At 67.7% G+C, this 15,855-nt stretch carries 16 protein-coding genes; 6 read left to right on the top strand and 10 right to left on the bottom strand.

Annotated elements, in window-relative coordinates; translation table 11 throughout:
• Positions 1-46: 46 nt before the first annotated feature.
• Complete coding sequence (gene dtd, locus LC066_RS04975) at positions 47-487, bottom strand: D-aminoacyl-tRNA deacylase (protein ID WP_224896900.1); 441 nt, start codon at positions 485-487, stop codon at positions 47-49.
• 147 nt (positions 488-634) lie between these two features.
• Here dtd and LC066_RS04980 point away from each other — a divergent pair, with 147 nt between their 5' ends.
• Positions 635-1,018, top strand: coding sequence for a hypothetical protein (locus tag LC066_RS04980; RefSeq protein WP_224896902.1), 384 nt, complete (start codon positions 635-637; stop codon positions 1,016-1,018).
• A gap of 33 nt (positions 1,019-1,051) precedes the next feature.
• On the opposite strand, the gene LC066_RS04985 is transcribed toward LC066_RS04980, so the two are convergent.
• From LC066_RS04985 to LC066_RS04995, 3 genes are all read right to left on the bottom strand, one after another.
• On the bottom strand, positions 1,052-2,050 hold the full coding sequence (locus tag LC066_RS04985; protein ID WP_224896904.1) for a DUF2927 domain-containing protein: 999 nt from the start codon (positions 2,048-2,050) through the stop codon (positions 1,052-1,054).
• Between the two features lie 241 nt (positions 2,051-2,291).
• A complete protein-coding gene (locus LC066_RS04990) occupies positions 2,292-3,284 on the bottom strand; it encodes a toxic anion resistance protein (protein ID WP_224896906.1) in 993 nt (330 codons plus the stop codon).
• 277 nt (positions 3,285-3,561) lie between these two features.
• Positions 3,562-4,830, bottom strand: coding sequence for a pseudouridine synthase (locus LC066_RS04995; protein ID WP_263625000.1), 1,269 nt, complete (start codon positions 4,828-4,830; stop codon positions 3,562-3,564).
• A gap of 61 nt (positions 4,831-4,891) precedes the next feature.
• On the opposite strand from LC066_RS04995, the gene LC066_RS05000 reads away from it, so the two are divergent.
• A complete protein-coding gene (locus LC066_RS05000) occupies positions 4,892-5,356 on the top strand; it encodes a nucleoside deaminase (RefSeq protein ID WP_224896908.1) in 465 nt (154 codons plus the stop codon).
• Between the two features lie 259 nt (positions 5,357-5,615).
• Here the strand turns inward: LC066_RS05000 and LC066_RS05005 are convergent, their stop codons facing one another.
• Positions 5,616-6,632, bottom strand: coding sequence for a ribose-phosphate pyrophosphokinase (locus LC066_RS05005; RefSeq protein WP_085886629.1), 1,017 nt, complete (start codon positions 6,630-6,632; stop codon positions 5,616-5,618).
• A 123-nt stretch (positions 6,633-6,755) separates the two neighbouring features.
• Here LC066_RS05005 and LC066_RS05010 point away from each other — a divergent pair, with 123 nt between their 5' ends.
• Positions 6,756-7,361: a 2-hydroxychromene-2-carboxylate isomerase gene (locus LC066_RS05010; protein WP_224896910.1), complete on the top strand. Its 606-nt coding sequence runs from the start codon at positions 6,756-6,758 to the stop codon at positions 7,359-7,361.
• The gene (locus LC066_RS05015) at positions 7,358-8,200 is read left to right on the top strand and encodes an alpha/beta fold hydrolase (RefSeq protein WP_224896912.1); all 843 of its coding nucleotides are present in this window, start codon (positions 7,358-7,360) and stop codon (positions 8,198-8,200) included. The genes LC066_RS05010 and LC066_RS05015 overlap by 4 nt, the downstream gene beginning before the upstream one ends.
• 220 nt (positions 8,201-8,420) lie before the next feature.
• Here LC066_RS05015 and LC066_RS05020 read toward each other — a convergent pair whose 3' ends face one another.
• From LC066_RS05020 to glyA, 4 genes are all read right to left on the bottom strand, one after another.
• The gene (locus tag LC066_RS05020) at positions 8,421-9,458 is read right to left on the bottom strand and encodes a threonine aldolase family protein (protein WP_224896914.1); all 1,038 of its coding nucleotides are present in this window, start codon (positions 9,456-9,458) and stop codon (positions 8,421-8,423) included.
• Positions 9,458-9,928, bottom strand: a complete 471-nt coding sequence (locus LC066_RS05025; protein WP_224896916.1) for a YcgN family cysteine cluster protein — start codon at positions 9,926-9,928, stop codon at positions 9,458-9,460. Before LC066_RS05025 ends, LC066_RS05020 begins: the two co-directional genes overlap by 1 nt.
• On the bottom strand, positions 9,925-10,863 hold the full coding sequence (locus LC066_RS05030; RefSeq protein ID WP_224896918.1) for a bifunctional riboflavin kinase/FAD synthetase: 939 nt from the start codon (positions 10,861-10,863) through the stop codon (positions 9,925-9,927). Before LC066_RS05030 ends, LC066_RS05025 begins: the two co-directional genes overlap by 4 nt.
• A gap of 103 nt (positions 10,864-10,966) precedes the next feature.
• Complete coding sequence (glyA, locus tag LC066_RS05035) at positions 10,967-12,250, bottom strand: serine hydroxymethyltransferase (RefSeq protein ID WP_224896920.1); 1,284 nt, start codon at positions 12,248-12,250, stop codon at positions 10,967-10,969.
• Between the two features lie 218 nt (positions 12,251-12,468).
• Here glyA and LC066_RS05040 point away from each other — a divergent pair, with 218 nt between their 5' ends.
• Positions 12,469-13,233: an NAD kinase gene (locus tag LC066_RS05040; RefSeq protein ID WP_222476514.1), complete on the top strand. Its 765-nt coding sequence runs from the start codon at positions 12,469-12,471 to the stop codon at positions 13,231-13,233.
• 147 nt (positions 13,234-13,380) lie between these two features.
• On the top strand, positions 13,381-13,584 hold the full coding sequence (locus tag LC066_RS05045) for a CsbD family protein (protein WP_085886261.1): 204 nt from the start codon (positions 13,381-13,383) through the stop codon (positions 13,582-13,584).
• Positions 13,585-13,766: 182 nt separating this feature from the next.
• On the opposite strand, the gene LC066_RS05050 is transcribed toward LC066_RS05045, so the two are convergent.
• Positions 13,767-15,671 carry a propionyl-CoA synthetase gene (locus LC066_RS05050; RefSeq protein ID WP_224896922.1) on the bottom strand — a complete coding sequence of 635 codons (1,905 nt, stop codon included), beginning with the start codon at positions 15,669-15,671 and terminating at the stop codon, positions 13,767-13,769.
• Between the last annotated feature and the right edge of the window lie 184 nt (positions 15,672-15,855).

The raw sequence follows: 15,855 nt of genomic DNA on the forward strand, positions 1-15,855 counted from the left end.
CGTTGTGCGCCTTCCCCCCGGGGGGGTATGGGCCGCCAGGCCGATCCTAGACCTCCACCCAGATCGTCACCGGGCCGTCGTTGGTCAGGCTGACCTGCATGTCGGCGCCGAAACGCCCCGTTTCCACCGGGATGCTCTCCTGCTCTGCCAGGGCCGTGGCAAAATGCTCGTAAAGGGCGCGCCCCTCGTCCGGCGCGGCGGCCGCGGAGAAGCCGGGGCGGTTGCCGCGCGAGGTGTCGGCGGCCAGGGTGAACTGGCTGACCACCAGCGCGGACCCCTCGATGTCCCGGAGGGAGCGGTTCATCTTGCCCGCCTCATCCTCGAAGATGCGCAGCTTGGCGACCCGCGCCGCCAGCTTCTCCGCCTGGGCCGTCGTGTCGCCCTGCATGGCGCAGACCAGGATCATCAGGCCGCGCCCGCAGCGTCCCACCGTTTCGCCGTCGATCTCGACCTTCGCCTCGGTCACCCGTTGCAGCAACGCCCGCATCGCATCTCTCCTTCGTTTTCCAAGGCCTAGCCGATCCGCGCAGGCGGCGCGAGAGGGGGCGCCGCAGGCAAAGTGTCCGGCGTTCAAGATCGGGGAAAGGAAAGACGCCAAGGATGCTTGAATGTTGCCGTGATGAGGAGGTGTGGCATGCTCTATCGACCTGACCTGATCGACGAACTGGAAGCGGCGCGAGATGCGCTGGACCGCTGGCGCGACCTGCATCTGGAAATGGCCCTGCGCCTGCGGCGCGGACGCCGCTCCGGCCTGGCGCATCTGCGCGCACAGGATGAAAGCCAGTGCCGCCTGGGCCGATGTCTGGGGGAAATGCGGCGGCAGGCTCCGTCCGATCCCTATGTGGCCGAGCTTTGCCTGCTGCACGACGATTTCCACGCCTATGCCGGCGCGGTGCAGCACATGATCGAGCAGGGCCGGGCCGACGCGGCGATCGCGGCTCTGACGGGCATGGAATTCGAAGGGCGGCGTGGCGCGCTGACCGATCGGATCACCGAACTTCTGGCCGAAGCCGCGTGATCCTGCGCAGCCCGCAGGCCGCGGAGCCTGAGGTCAGAGCGGGCTGGCGTCCGCGGTGACCTCCGGCATCAGCTCGGCCGCGATCTGCTCGATGATCGGGTGGGCCTCGTCCAGCGACATGCCCGGGCGCAGGCGACTGTCGTAGAGGATCTGCAGCATCATCTCGTCCTGGGCCGTCAGCAAGGCGAACTCGCCATCGTCGTTGAAGATGGAGGGGCGCGCGGCGCGGCTGTCGTTGCGCAGGCCAAGGCCCTGGGCGATCTCCTCGTGGTAACAGGCGCGGCGCATCAGCTCCGGCAGCTCGGCCCGCACCAGGGCGACGGCCAGGTCATAGGTCGCCGGGTTGCCCGCCGCAGCAAAGCCCATCACCAGGCAGGGGATGTCGCGGGGCAGGGTGCGCAGGGTGTTCATCGTGCTGGCCGACAGGTTGGGCACGAGGCTGCGCAGCTCGGCGATGGCCTCTTCGCGGTCGTCTTCGCCCATCACCAGCACGTGGAAATTGCCGCCTGAACCAGTGCCCAGACCGATCGAATGGCCCGTGGCGCGGGCGAGGCGACGGGCGTAGCCGCGCAGGACCGCGCGGTCGTCGTCCCGGGTCGCTTCGTCGATGGAGGTGCCGAAGGTGACCCGCATCCGCACGGGTTGCTGCCAGCGCAGCAGCTGACCCGGCATGTCGTCCGCGGGCGCTAGCCCGGCCCCGGCCCGGTGTTCGCTGTAGAAGGCGATCCGTTCGAAGTTGCGCACCAGATCGTCGCGATCATGGGCCGCTTCAGCGCCGCCCCCGCCGTCCTGGCGCAACAGCCCGGCCGCCAGATCCCGGGTCTGGGCCTCGGCGTAGTAGGCAGCCAGCAGGCGGCTTTCGACCGAGGCGACCTCGGGTCGTGCGGCGGTTTCGCTGCGCGGAACAGGACGCAGGCTTTCCCGTGGCGGGCCCTTCGGGCCGAAGAGGTCGGCCATGTCGGCGCAGCCAGACAGCAGAAGCGGCAGGACCATGCCGAGGGCCAGCGGACGGATCCGCGTCGACCAGCGCACGGCGCCCCTCCGCCGCCCGGATGAGCGCGGATCTGCGGACCGCGAAAGACCGCCTGCGGGCGGCTCTGCCTTGTCTGTCATGACCGATCGGCCCCCACCGAGTACGATTTACACGCTTCCCCATACGACAGGACGGCCTTTGTGGAAAGGACCGCCCCCCTCGCACGGGGGGCCGCCGGCCCCTGTCTGGGCGGGGTTTCGCCGGTCCGGGAACGTATCGGGACAGGCGGGCGGGCCGGGCTCAGGATTTCGGCGGTTGGCCGCCGGCGGAGGGGTCGGCCAGCGCCTGCGCCATCTGATGCAGGGCGTCTCGCGCCATCTCCTGACGGGCCTGCCCCTGTTCGGCAAGGGCCTGTCCCTGCAGAAGGGCAGTCAGGCAATGGTCGTGCTGCGCGACCTCCTGGGGGCCGGGCGGGGTGGTTTCGGCGGCGCGGGCGCAGTCGGGCAGCGCGCGGCTCAGAAGGTCCGAGAGATGTCGCAGCAGACGTTTGTCCTCCTCCTGCGCCAGCCGCACCAGTGGCAGCGTCTGCGCCACCCGATGACGCGTGGCGGCCACAGCCTCCAGCCGCCGTTCCAGCACGTCGCAGCAGGGCGGGGGCACCGCAAGAGGGATCGGGTCCGGCCGGTGGGTCATGGCCAGCTCCAGCCGCGCCAGGCGCAGGCATTCTTGCCCGGCGGCCAGGTCCAGGGCCAGCGCGTCGTAATGGTCCAGCCCCTGTTCATAGAGCAGATCCAGACGCCGCAGGCGCGCCATCAGGTCACGGTGTCGCCGCAGCAGGTCTTCCGCCAGCCGCCCGACCTGGCGCCAGGCCTCTGCCGCCTGCCGGCCTGCACGGGGCGCGGGGCGACGGCGCAGCCTTTGCCACAGGGTGGGACGGGCTGACACGGCATCGGGCGCCGAGGCTGCCCCGGACTGGGTCGCGGCCAGGGCCCGGGCCAGGGCCGTCAGCTCCCGTGCGATATGGGTATTCTCCCCGGCGTCCAGGGCAAGCAGCATCTCGTGGCTGATCCGCCCCAGCCCGTCATCCCCGGCGCGCCCGAACCTGCGCAGGGCCCCGGCATCGGCCAGGTCCAGATCGGCCATCCGCGCACGGATCTGGTCGGCGAAGGCATCGCTGACCGCCTCCAGCGACAGGGCACTGTGCGCGGGGGAAGGTTCGGGCAATTCCAGCGCCGAGACGGTGTCGACCTCCGGTCGGGCCGCACTGGCGGCCTGGCGAAGGGCCTCCAACATCTGCTGCTCTCCTCCTGTTCATCGCGCCCGACGGGTCGCCGGACACCCGGGCCTCCGGGGCGCGCCGGATGGCCCGACACCTCTTGCGGGTGTCTCACAGCCAAAGCACCGGAATGTAACAAATCCTTGGTCGATATCCGGCGCGGCGGCATCGGAGCAGGCTAGTCCCGGACCACGGGCAGACGAAACCCCTGGCCCGCCGAAAAACGGGCCAGAGGGGGCTTACCTTGGGAATTGTCATCAAACTGTCAGAAGGGAGTCTCGGACGAGGCAGTCGTCAGCGCGATCCGCGCGGCGGCTTGCCGTTGCCGGGCCGTCCCTTGTGAGGGCCGCTGCGCGGGCCCGAAGGGCCGCCGGTGTCGCGGCGCGGGCCACCCTTGCCGCCCTGCGGTTTACTGGTGTCACCCTTGCCACCGAAGGGTCCGGCGCCACCGGGCTTGCGGCCAGAGCGTCCATCTTCCCGCGCGCTGTCCGCAGAGCGCCCATCACGAGGGCCGCCCTTGCCACCGCGCAGTTCGGCGCGACCGATCAGCCCGCCCTTGCCGCCGCGCGTTCCCTTGCCACTGCGGGCGTCCTTTCCGCCGGACCGGGGGCCCTGCCCGGCAAAGCCGCGCGTGCCGCTGTCGGCCTCCGCGCCCTTGCGGGGCAGGCGTTTCGGGCGGGGGGCAGCGTCGGGGTCGATCTCCAGCCCCAGCTGGTCACGCAGGACGCGCGGGCGCAGCTCCTCGACCTCACCGGCCTTCAGGGTGCCCAACTGGAAGGGGCCGTAGCTGACGCGGATCAGCCGGTTCACCGTCAGGCCGATGTTTTCCATGGCGCGGCGGATCTCGCGGTTGCGCCCCTCTCGCAGGCCGACGGTCAGCCAGGCATTGGCGCCCTGCTGCCGGTCCAGTGTGACCTGCATGGGCTGGAAATGCTCGCCGTCGACCACCACGCCGTCGCGCAGGGGCGCGAGGGTGGCATCGGTCGGCGCGCCCTTGACCCGGACGCGGTACTTGCGCACCCAGCCGGTCTCGGGCAGCTCCAGCCGCCGTTTCACCTCGCCGTCATTGGTCAGCAGCAGCAGCCCTTCGGAGTTGAGGTCGAGCCGGCCCACGCTCATCACCCGGGGCAGATCCTCGGGCAGGGCGTCGAAGACGGTCTCGCGGCCCTGTTCGTCCTTTGCGGTGGTCACCAGCCCCGTGGGCTTGTGGTAGAGCCAGACGCGCGGCGGGTCCGCCGGGCCGAGCGGCTTGCCGTCCACCACGATCTTGTCCTTGCCGGTGACATTCAGCGCCGGGCTGGTGATGACCTTGCCGTTCACGCTGACGCGGCCCGCTTCGATGATCTTCTCGGCATCGCGACGGCTGGCGACGCCCGCGCGTGCCATGACCTTGGCGATCCGGTCGGATCCGCTGCCTTGCGGGGCGGCGGAGACAGGCGCGCTGTCGGCGGCAGGCGCCCCTTTCGGGCCGGGGCGCCGGGGGCGGCCGGGTTTGGCAGGACGGTCAGGGCGGGGGCTGCCGGGGCGGGGGCCGCCGGGGCGCGTCGGTTTTTTCGGGCTCATGTCCCGGCTCTAGCGCAGCTTGGGCGCTTGCGAAAGCATTCATCGCGCGCCAGACAGGGGCATGAGTGTCACGCAGCCCCCCTTTACCTCTCACATGGACGCGGCCCTGGACGAGGCCCGCGCGGCTGCCGGCCGTGGCGAGGTCCCCGTAGGCGCGGTGCTGGTCGCCCCCGATGGCCGGGTCGTGGCCCGGGCCGGCAACCGCACGCGGGAGCTGTCGGATCCCACGGCCCATGCGGAGGTCCTGGCGATCCGCGCCGCCTGTGCCGCTGCCGGGTCGGAGCGTCTGCCGGGCCATGTCCTCTACGTCACGCTGGAGCCCTGTCCCTTCTGTGCTGCCATCATTTCCGCGGCCCGGATCGCGCGAGTGGTCTATGGGGCCGCGGATCCCAAGTCGGGTGGCGTGGCCCAGGGACCGCGCATCTTCGCCCACCCCCAGGCGCATCACGTGCCGGAGGTGATCGACGGGATCGCCGCCGCCGAGGCCGAAGCCCTGCTGAAGAATTTCTTCGCGGCAAAGCGGTGAGGGGAAGGGGGGCTCTGCCCCCGTCCGCTGACGCGGACCCCCCGGAGTATTTTTGACGACGTGAAGGATAAGGGGAGGTGTTTGACCGGTGCCTGTGGCGCGGGGGACGGAGGTTGCACGCTCTCCATTAAAAAAGGAGGGCGCCACTGCGGCGGCGCCCTCCTGTCTTCACCTTGTTTCAAATACTCACGGCGCGCCGGTGCGGCCTGGCTCAACGGATCTGTCCTTGGGGCAACCGTCGGGCCGGGCGATTGACGCCTCAGCCGCGGAAGAAGCCTTCGTAGATCGGCTCCAGCGTGCCCTGCTCGAAGAGCGAGGAGACGGAGGTGCCGTTCCAGATGTTCAGGATCGCCTGGGCGAACATCGGAGCCGTCGGCAGCACGCGGATCTTCTCGCAGGCGGCGACGGGTTCGGTGGCGGCGATGGAATCGGTGATCACCAGGTTCTCCATCACGGAGTTGGTGATCCGCTGCACCGCGGGGCCGGACAGGACACCGTGGGAGATATAGGCGTGCACTTCCTTCGCGCCGAAGTCGAGCAGCAGTTCCGCCGCCTTGCACAGCGTACCGGCAGTGTCGCACATGTCGTCGACGATGACGCAGATCTTGTCCTTCACGTCGCCGATGACGGTCATCTCGGCCACTTCGCCGGGCTTTTCGCGGCGCTTGTCGACGATGGACAGCGGCGCGTTGATCCGCTTCGCCAGTTCGCGGGCGCGGGCCACGCCGCCGACGTCGGGCGATACGACCATGATCTCGTCGATGCGGTCCTTGAACTTCTCCTTGATGTCCAGGGCGAAGATCGGGCTGGCGTAGAGGTTGTCGACCGGAATGTCGAAGAAGCCCTGGATCTGGGCCGCGTGCAGGTCCATCGTCAGGACCCGCTCGACGCCGGCCTCGACCAACATGTTGGCGACCAGCTTGGCCGAGATCGGCGTGCGGGCCTTGGTGCGGCGGTCCTGGCGGGCATAGCCGAAGTAGGGGATCACGGCGGTGATGCGGCTGGCCGAGGAGCGACGCAGCGCGTCGGTCATGATCAGCAGTTCCATCAGGTTGTCGTTGGCGGGGTTCGAGGTCGACTGGATCACGAACATGTCCTCGCCGCGGACGTTCTCGAAGACCTCGACGAAGATCTCGCCGTCGTTGAAGCGTTCGACCCGCGCGTCGACCAGGCCGACGTTCATGCCGCGGTGCATCGACATGCGGCGCGCGATCGAGGTCGCAAGCGGCATGTTCGAATTCCCCGCGATCAGCTTGGGTTCGATGATATTCGGCATGAGGATGTCTCCGGGAGGCAGCAGGCCCGACAGGGCAGGGGATGACAGATTCGTGACGTTGAACACGCCTTAGCACCCCGGTAACGTCTTGCCAAACCACGCTGCAGGGGAGGGGCCGCCAGGATGACGCGGATCATTGACTACTATTTCACGACGATCTCGCCCTGGGCCTATCTGGCTGGCGACGGTCTGGAACGGATCGCGGCTGAGCATGAGGCCCAGATCCGCTACAAACCCGTTGATCTGATGGCGGTTTTTGCCCGTAGCGGCGGGCAGCCCTTGGGCGAGCGGCCACCCGCGCGGCAGGCGTACCGGATGCAGGAGTTGCGCCGGGCCAAGGCGAAGACGGGGATGGACCTGGTGCTGGAGCCGGCGTTTTTCCCGACCAACCCCGCGCCGTCGTGCTACGCCATCATCGCCGCCGACCGGGCGGGCGGCGGTGACACCGGCCTGCTGGTGCGTCTTCTGATGCGCGCCTGCTGGGCGGAGGAGAAGAACATCGCCGAGGATGAAGTGATCCGTGCGGCCCTGGAGGCGGCGGGGTTCGATCCCGGCCTGGCTGACAGCGGGCTGCTGACCGGGGCCGAAACCTTCCTGCGCTACACCGAGGAGGCGGTGACGGCGGGGGTGTTCGGCTCTCCCTTCTACATCGTCGACGGGACCGAGCGGTTCTGGGGGCAGGACCGGCTGGCGGACCTGGACGCCTACCTTGCGGGGCGGCTGGGATGAGTGATGCCTTGGACGGGATCGGCCTGCGCACCTGGGGGGAGACGGGCCGCAAGCTGTTGATGATCCACTGTTCCCTGGCGCATTCGGGGGCCTGGGGCGGGGTCGCCAAGGCGATGGACGGGCTGGCGCAGATGCGCGCCTTCGATCTGCCGGGGCACGGGCGCAGTGTCGATTGGGATCCTGCGCAAAGCTTCCAGGAACAGGCCCGTGACATGGCGGTGCGGGTGATCGAGGACTGGGGCGGCGGTCCGGTGGATCTGGTCGGTCACAGTTTCGGGGCCACCGTGGCGCTTCGGCTGGCCGTGGACCGTCCGGACCTCGTTCGCTCTCTGGCGCTCTATGAACCCGTCTTCTTCACCGCGGCCTTCCGGGCCTTTCCGGGTATGGAGGCGCAGCATGACCGCGACCTGGCCGATTTCGACACCGCCTTTGCCGCCGGTGACCGGGACGGGGCCGCGCGGGCCTTCATGCGGGTCTGGGGCGATGGCCGCCCCTGGACGTCGCTGCCCGAGGCGCAGCGGGCGGGCTTCGTGTCGCGCATCCATCTGATCGACGCGATCAGGGATACGAATTACGGCGACCCGGCCGGCATGTTGTCGGAGGGCAAACTGGCTGCTTTGGATCTGCCGGTCTTGCTGATGGATGGCGCCGACAGCCCGGTCTTCGCGCCGAGGATCAACGAGGCGCTGCTGGCCGAGATCCCCGGTGCGCGGCGCCAGGTGGTGGCCGGAGCGGCGCACATGGGGGTGCTGACTGCGCCCGAGGCGGTGGCGTCGCTGCTCAAGGATTTCCTCGATCTCGAAGTCGCCGCGCCGCCGGCCCTGCCGGCGGGCGTCTGAACTGGGAAAGCAGGGCAGGACGCGCGTCTGGTGGCAGAAACCATTTCACTTTTCATACATTCCGAGCGAAAAGCGAAAACGCCTTCCTGTTGGGGCTTTGGATGAGCTCAAGGCGACAAGCGCTTTTGCTTTCAGGATGAATCTACGAAAAGGCGCGCGACCTGCTGTCGTGCGCCTTTTCAAATCTTGATCTGATGCGACGAAGCCGGTCCTCGGCAGCTCAGCCCGCGGCGATGTCGAGGAAACGGGTGATTTCCTCTTCCGTCAGGGACCAGTCGCAGACGAAACGCGCCTGCAGCATGGTGTCATCCGCGCCCTCGACCGAGCCGTCCAGATAGTAGACGGCCCCGGCTTTCTGCAGGCGGCGGTGCATCGCGCGGGGCAGGGAGGCGAAGAGGATGTTGGCCTGCGGTTCCTGCAGGAAGGAGGCGCCCAGGGCGCGCAGCCCCTCGGCCAGCAGTCCCATCCGCGCGTTGGACCGGCGGGCCAGGTCCAGCCAGAGGTCGTCAGCCAGGTAGGCCTCCATCTGCGCCGACAGGTAGCGGTGCTTGGAGAAGAGGTGGGCACCGCGCTTGCGCCGCAGTTCGAACTCCCAGGCCTTTTCGGGGTCGAAGAAGATCACCGCTTCGACGCCCACGCAGCCGTTCTTGGTGCCGCCAAAGCTGACGGCGTCGACACCGGCGCGCCAGGTCATTTCGGCCGGGGTGCAACCCAGGGCGACAAGCGCATTGGCGAACCGCGCCCCGTCGAGGTGCGTCGGCTGGCCGGCACGGGCGGCGACGCCCGCGAGCTCCGCGATCTCGGCGCAGGTGTAGATCCGCCCCTTCTCGGTCGCCTGGGTGATCGAAAGCGGCCCGGGCTGGGCGCTGTGCACGGTGATGTCCGGGGTGTCGCCCATGGCGGCAGCCAGAAGTGCCGGGTCGATCTTGTCGCTGTCACCGACGGGGCAGAGCTTGCCGGCGCCCATGTAGAACTCGGGCGCGTTGCACTCGTCCTCGTTGATATGGGCGACGGGAGAGCAGAAGACCTGCTGCCATGGCTGTGCCAGCGTGGCCAGCGCCAGGGAATTGGCAGCGGTGCCGGTGGCGACCAGGTGCACCACGGCGTCCGGCGCCTCGAAGATCTCGCGCAGACGGGTGCGCACTCGGGTCATGATCTCGTCGTTGCCGTAGGGCATGGCGAAGCCCTCGTTGGCGCGGATCATCGCCTCGGCGATCGAGGGATGGGCGGGCCCGGCGTTGTCGGATGCAAAGAACATCAGAGCGGCTCCTCTATGATGTGGTCCTCCCAGTCGTCGTCATCCACCTCGAACTCGGGCACGGTCATGTTGCGGACCGAGACCCCGGCGCGATGCACGCTTTCCGGATCGCCGGAAATCAGGGGATGCCAGTCGTATAGCGGCTGACCTTCATGTAGCAGCCGGTAGGCGCAGGTCTGCGGCATCCAGTAGAGATGGCTTTCCAGCGTCTTGGCCGTCAGGGTGATGCATTCGGGGACGAACTGGTGGCGGATCGGGTACTGCGAGCAGAGGCAGCTTTCCCCGTCCAGCAGGCGGCAGGCCACCCGGGTCAGGGCCACGTCGCCCGTTTCCTCGTCTTCCAGCTTGTTCAGGCAACACTTGCCGCAGCCGTCGCACAGCGCCTCCCATTCGCGCTGTGTCATCTTCTTCAGCGGCACGTGCTCCCAGAAGCGGTCGCGCAGGCCGGTGCGGTCGATGGCATCGCTCATAGCGCCGCCAGGATCTCGCGCGCCTGGGCGCAGTCACGGTCCATCTGTTCGATAAGCGACTGAATCCCATCGAATTTCATCTCGGGACGCAGGAACTCGACAAGGCCCACGGAAATCTCGCAGCCATAAAGATCGCCGCGGAAATCGAAGAGGTAGCTTTCCAGGTTCGGCTCTTCTCCGTCGAACATCGGGCGCATGCCAAGGTTGGCGGCGGAGAGGTAGCTGCCCTTGTGCGGGCCGGTCAGCACGTCGACCAGCGCGGCGTAGATGCCGAAGCGGGGACGGTGCAGGCCGCTGATCGCCATGTTGGCGGTCGGGAAGCCCAGGTCGCGCCCACGCTGGTCGCCGCGAATGACGGTGCCCTCGATCCGGTGCCAGTGGCCCAGCATGGCGGCGGCGTCGCGCGGGCGGCCCTCGGCCAGGGCCGTGCGGATCTCGGTGGAGGAGATCTCCCGTTCGCCGCTTTCCAAAAGCTGCGCAACGGAGACGCCGAAACCGTACTTCTTGCCGAATTCTTTCAGTATCTCCACATTCCCGGCGCGCTTGGCACCGAAGTGGAAATCAGCACCGACGACCACATGGCGCAGGCCCAAACCCTTCACGATCACCTTCTCGACGAAGTCCTGCGGGGACAATGCGGCGAGGGCGTGGGTGAAGCTGAGCTCGTAGAGCATGTCGACCCCCAGCTTTTCCAGCCGGTGCGCGCGGGACGCGGCGTTGGTCAGGCGGAAGGGGGGGCTGTTGGGGGCGAAGACCTGCCGCGGATGCGGCTCGAAGGTCATGATGCCGAGCGGCGCGCCCAGCTTGTCCGCCTCGGCCCGCGCGATGTCGATCACCGCCTGGTGGCCCAGGTGGACGCCATCGAAATTGCCGATCGCGGCAACGGCGCCCCGGTCGGCATCGGAAACGAAAATGTAATCCCGGACGGTCTTCATGCGCCTTCGCCTACCCCCGAAACCCGGACAAGGCAAGGGGCGGGCAAAGGCCCGCCCCCGTTATGCTTTGCGCAGAGGCGCACAGTGCCTCCGCAAGCCGCTCTTACATCTCGGGATAGAGCGGGAAGTTGGTGCAAAGGGCCTCGACCTCGGCCTTCACCTTGGCCTCGACCTCGGCGTTGCCGTCCTCACCGTTGGCGGCCAGCCCGTCGACCACTTCGACGATCCAGTCGGCGATCTGGCGGAACTCGGCTTCCTTGAAGCCGCGGGTGGTGCCGGCCGGGGCGCCCAGACGGATGCCGCTGGTGACAAAGGGCTTTTCCGGGTCAAACGGCACACCGTTCTTGTTGCAGGTGATGTTGGCACGGCCCAGAGCAGCCTCGGCGGCCTTGCCGGTGACGCCCTTGGGACGCAGGTCAGCCAGGCACAGGTGGTTGTCGGTGCCGCCGGAGACGATGTTGATCCCGCCTTTCATCAGCTGGTCGGCCATCGCCTGGGCGTTGGTCACGACCTGGGCCGCGTAGTCCTTGAACTCGGGGCGCAGCGCCTCGCCGAAGGCCACGGCCTTGCCGGCGATGACATGCATCAGCGGGCCACCCTGCAGGCCAGGGAAGACGGCGGAGTTGACCTTCTTGGCGATCGCCTCGTCGTTGGTCAGGATCATGCCGCCGCGCGGGCCGCGCAGGGATTTGTGGGTGGTGGTGGTGACCACATCCGCGATCCCGATGGGCGAGGGGTGCTGGCCGCCGGCCACGAGGCCCGCGATGTGGGCCATGTCGACCATCAGGTAGGCGCCGACCTCATCCGCGATTTCGCGGAAGGCCTGCCAGTCCCAGACGCGGGAATAGGCGGTGCCGCCGGCGACGATCAGCTTGGGCTTGTGTTCCCGCGCCTTGGCCCGGATGTCGTCCATGTCCAGCAGCTCGTCCTGCTGACGCACACCGTAGGAGACGACGTTGAACCACTTGCCCGACATGTTGACGGGGGAGCCGTGGGTCAGGTGACCGCCGGAGTTCAGGTCGAGACCCATGAAGGTGTCGCCCGGCTTCAGCAGCGCCAGGAAGACGGCCTGGTTCATCTGGCTCCCGGAGTTCGGCTGGACGTTGGCGAAGTTGCAGCCGAACAGCTCTTTCGCGCGCTCGATCGCCAGCTCTTCGGCGATGTCGACGAACTGGCAGCCGCCGTAGTAGCGCTTGCCCGGGTAGCCTTCGGCGTATTTGTTCGTCATCACCGAGCCCTGTGCCTGCAGCACGGCCAGGGAGACGATGTTCTCCGAGGCGATCAGCTCGATCTCATGGCGCTGGCGGCCCAGCTCCTTGGTGATGGCGCCGAAGATCTCGGGGTCGCGGGCTTCGAGGGCCTCGGTGAAAAAGCCGGTGTCCGACATGGGCGTTCTCCTTGGTCAGGTTCAGCGCTAGTTAGCGCGCAAGAGGCGCCGTCGGAAGGCCCCAAATCGTCATGATGATCATGAAAAGCGGCGTCCGGCGCAGGTTTCCCGGCGGGGCTGGTGCCTCCTGGACATTTATGCTTGTTTCGGAACCGGATGAGGGCTTTCGGAAACCGGCGTGCGCCGGGGCCCCCGGCCCGCGCTGGAGACGACGACGCATGCCCATCAAGATTGCCTTTACCGCCAGCCGGGGCCAGACCGCCCAGGCCGCGCGCAAGTTGCTGTCGGCGCGCTACGGGACGGTGCCGGAGGCCGAGGCGGACGTGATCGTGGCGCTTGGCGGCGATGGTTTCATGCTGGCCACCTTGCATCGCACCCAGGCGCTTTCGGCCCCGGTCTATGGGATGAACCGCGGCACCATCGGCTTCCTGATGAACGAGTTTTCCGAGGACGACCTGGTCGAACGCCTGTCGGGCGCTGAGGAAGAGGTGATTAACCCGCTGCTGATGCGGGCCACCCGGGCCGACGGCAAGGTGCAGGAGGCTCTGGCGATCAATGAGGTTTCGCTGCTGCGCGCCGGGCCCCAGGCGGCGAAACTGCGGATCTCGGTCGATGGCCGCGTCCGCATGGAGGAGCTGGTCTGCGACGGCGCGCTGGTGGCCACGCCCGCGGGCTCGACCGCCTACAACTATTCCGCCCACGGGCCGATCTTGCCCATCGGGTCCGACGTGCTGGCGCTGACGGCCATCGCCCCCTTCCGCCCCCGTCGCTGGCGCGGCGCCTTGCTGCCCAAGGAGGCGACGATCCGCTTCGACATCCTGGAGCCGGAAAAGCGCCCGATCATGGCGGATGCGGACAGCCGCCGCTCTGTCTCTAACGTGCTGTCGGTGGAGATCGGCTCGGAGCCGCGGGTGGAGCATCGCATTCTCTTCGACCCCGGCCACGGGTTGGAAGAACGGCTGATCCGCGAACAGTTTTCCTGACCGAGGGCTCATCGGAAGGCGGCCATTTCCGGCCGATTCCGGCGCCGCGTCATCGAACCGTCACGGAACCTGTCGGGCGGGTGTCGGGTTGATAGGGTGACGGAGGCCGGGACCTCCCGCCACAGATGACCCGAAAGGAGAATTCCGATGAATTGGGATCGTATCGAAGGCAACTGGAAACAGATCAAGGGCGAGGCCATCTCGCAGTGGGGCAAGCTGACCGACGACGACGTGGATGTCGCCAACGGCGATCGCCAGAAACTGGTGGGCCTGGTGCAGGAACGCTACGGCGTGGCCAAGGACGAGGCCGAGCGCCAGGTGGATGAATTCGCGGCCAAGCACGGCGCCTGACCGGCGCTTGAACGTAAGCTGGTGTGAGAACGGGCGGCCCCTGGGGGTCGCCCTTTTGCTGTTCGGCGTCCCGGGGCAGGGTCGTCCAGACTGGCAATGCTGCTGGTGGCCCGACCCTGACGGAAGAAGGAGGGCCCCGGTGGGCGCCCTCCTTCGCTGCCTTGGTCATGCAGGGGCGCCTCTCAGGCGTCCTGCGGTTCGGGGGCGAAGCCGATGGTCTTCAGTGCGGTGGCGATCTCATCCAGGATGGCGGGATCGTCGATGGTCGCCGGCATCTTGAAGCTTTCGCCGTCGGCGATTTTCATCATTGTGGCGCGCAGGATCTTGCCCGAGCGGGTCTTGGGCAACCTGTCGACCACGACCGCCTGCTTGAAGGCCGCGACCGGACCGATCTGATCGCGGACCATGGCCACGCATTCCTTCACGATTTCCGCGTGTTCGCGGGTCACGCCTGCGCTGAGGCAGAGGAAGCCGAGCGGCACCTGGCCCTTCAGCGCGTCCGCGGCACCGATCACTGCGCATTCGGCCACGTCGGGGTGGTTGGCCAGGACCTCTTCCATGGCGCCGGTCGACAGGCGGTGGCCTGCCACGTTGATCACGTCATCGGTGCGCGCCATGATGTAGAGATAGCCATCCTCGTCGATCATGCCCGCATCGCCGGTCTCATAATACCCGGGGAAGGTGGTCAGGTAGCTCTTCTTGAACCGGTCTTCGGCATTCCACAGCGTCGGCAAGGTGCCCGGCGGCAGCGGCAGCTTGATCGCGATGGCGCCCAGTTCGCCCGCGGGCAGGGGGCTGCCGCCCTCATCGAGGACCTGCACGTCGTAGCCCGGCATCGGCACCGAGGGGCTGCCCGGTTTCACCGGCAGCAGTTCGATCCCCAGCGGGTTGGCCGCGATGGCCCAGCCGGTTTCCGTCTGCCACCAGTGGTCGATCACCGGCACGCCGAAATGCTTCTCGGCCCATTCGATGGTGGCCGGATCGGCGCGTTCGCCCGCCAGGAAGATCGCCTGCAGATCATGTTTCGCATAGCGCCGGATCCATTCGCCGTCCGGGTCCTCGCGGCGGATGGCACGCAGCGCCGTTGGGGCGGTGAAGAAGCTCTTGATGCGGTTGTTCTGGATGATCCGCCAAAAGACACCGGGGTGGGGCGTGCCCACGGGCTTGCCCTCGAAGACCACGGTGGTGGCCCCCGCGATCAGCGGCCCGTAGCAGATGTAGCTGTGACCCACGACCCAGCCCACGTCCGAGGCAGCCCAGAAGCGGTCGCCGGCCTCGATGTTGTAGATGTTCTTCATCGACCAGTTCAGCGCGACCAGGTGGCCGGCGGTGTGGCGCACCACGCCCTTGGGCTGGCCGGTCGTACCGGAGGTATAGAGGATATAGGCCGGGTGGTTGCCCTCTACGGGCACGCACTCGGCCGGTTTCACCCCGTACTGGAAGCCGTGCCAGGAGAAGTCGCGCCCCTCGATCAGCTTGGCAACCTCCTGTTCGCGCTGGAAGATCACGCAGAACTCGGGCTTGTGCTCGGCCTGGTCTATGGCGTCGTCCAGCAGCGGCTTGTAATGCACCACCCGGTTGGGCTCCAGCCCGCAGGAGGCCGCGATGATCGCCTTGGGGGTGCAGTCGTTGATCCGCACCGCCAGTTCATGGGCGGCAAAGCCACCGAAGACCACGGAATGCACGGCGCCAAGGCGCGCGCATGCCAGCATGGCCTCCAGCGCCTCGGGGATCATCGGCATGTAGATGATGACCCGGTCGCCCTTTTCCACCCCGCGCATGCGCAGCGCGCCGGCGAGGCTCGCCACGCGTTTCTGCAGCTCGGCATAGGTGATGCCCTTGGTGGCGTGGGTGATCGGGCTTTCGTGCTGGATCGCGATCTGATCGCCGCGGCCTGCCTCGACATGGCGGTCCACCGCGTTCCAGCAGGTGTTCACCATGCCGTCGGCGAACCATTCGCCCGCCGGTCCGGCATCGGCAAAACAGGCCTTGCTGGGCGCCTGGGCCCAGTCGATGCTCTGTGCGGCGTCCATCCAGAATGCCTCGGGGTCCGCCTTCCAGGCGGCATAGACCTCGGAATAGGTCATTGGCCTCCTCCTCCTTAAACCCAATGTCCGGAAGGGTACGGGAGGAGTTCGGCGCGCGGCAAGCGTGCAGGCGCCCCCTGCGGCAACATGGTATGCAGAATTTGCAGGTCCGCCATGTTAGCGCCTGCAAATTTTTGCAAAGTCATTGGGTCTATGCAGAAATCGGCAAAGTCAGTGGGGTTTT

It is taken from the genome of Pseudooceanicola marinus (assembly GCF_020177265.1).
Lineage (GTDB): Bacteria > Pseudomonadota > Alphaproteobacteria > Rhodobacterales > Rhodobacteraceae > Pseudooceanicola > Pseudooceanicola marinus_A.

Excerpts from the sequence above, each read along its gene's own strand:
- LC066_RS05020 (WP_224896914.1), bottom strand. The coding sequence starts at position 9,458 with ATGTTCTTTGCATCCGACAACGCCGGGCCCGCCCATCCCTCGATCGCC.
- LC066_RS05000 (WP_224896908.1), top strand. The coding sequence starts at position 4,892 with ATGAGTGTCACGCAGCCCCCCTTTACCTCTCACATGGACGCGGCCCTG.
- glyA (WP_224896920.1), bottom strand. The coding sequence starts at position 12,250 with ATGTCGGACACCGGCTTTTTCACCGAGGCCCTCGAAGCCCGCGACCCC.
- LC066_RS05025 (WP_224896916.1), bottom strand. The coding sequence starts at position 9,928 with ATGAGCGATGCCATCGACCGCACCGGCCTGCGCGACCGCTTCTGGGAG.
- LC066_RS04995 (WP_263625000.1), bottom strand. The coding sequence starts at position 4,830 with ATGAGCCCGAAAAAACCGACGCGCCCCGGCGGCCCCCGCCCCGGCAGC.
- LC066_RS05050 (WP_224896922.1), bottom strand. The coding sequence starts at position 15,671 with ATGACCTATTCCGAGGTCTATGCCGCCTGGAAGGCGGACCCCGAGGCA.
- LC066_RS05030 (WP_224896918.1), bottom strand. The coding sequence starts at position 10,863 with ATGAAGACCGTCCGGGATTACATTTTCGTTTCCGATGCCGACCGGGGC.
- LC066_RS05045 (WP_085886261.1), top strand. The coding sequence starts at position 13,381 with ATGAATTGGGATCGTATCGAAGGCAACTGGAAACAGATCAAGGGCGAG.
- LC066_RS04990 (WP_224896906.1), bottom strand. The coding sequence starts at position 3,284 with ATGTTGGAGGCCCTTCGCCAGGCCGCCAGTGCGGCCCGACCGGAGGTC.
- LC066_RS05010 (WP_224896910.1), top strand. The coding sequence starts at position 6,756 with ATGACGCGGATCATTGACTACTATTTCACGACGATCTCGCCCTGGGCC.
- LC066_RS05015 (WP_224896912.1), top strand. The coding sequence starts at position 7,358 with ATGAGTGATGCCTTGGACGGGATCGGCCTGCGCACCTGGGGGGAGACG.
- LC066_RS05040 (WP_222476514.1), top strand. The coding sequence starts at position 12,469 with ATGCCCATCAAGATTGCCTTTACCGCCAGCCGGGGCCAGACCGCCCAG.
- LC066_RS05005 (WP_085886629.1), bottom strand. The coding sequence starts at position 6,632 with ATGCCGAATATCATCGAACCCAAGCTGATCGCGGGGAATTCGAACATG.
- LC066_RS04980 (WP_224896902.1), top strand. The coding sequence starts at position 635 with ATGCTCTATCGACCTGACCTGATCGACGAACTGGAAGCGGCGCGAGAT.
- dtd (WP_224896900.1), bottom strand. The coding sequence starts at position 487 with ATGCGGGCGTTGCTGCAACGGGTGACCGAGGCGAAGGTCGAGATCGAC.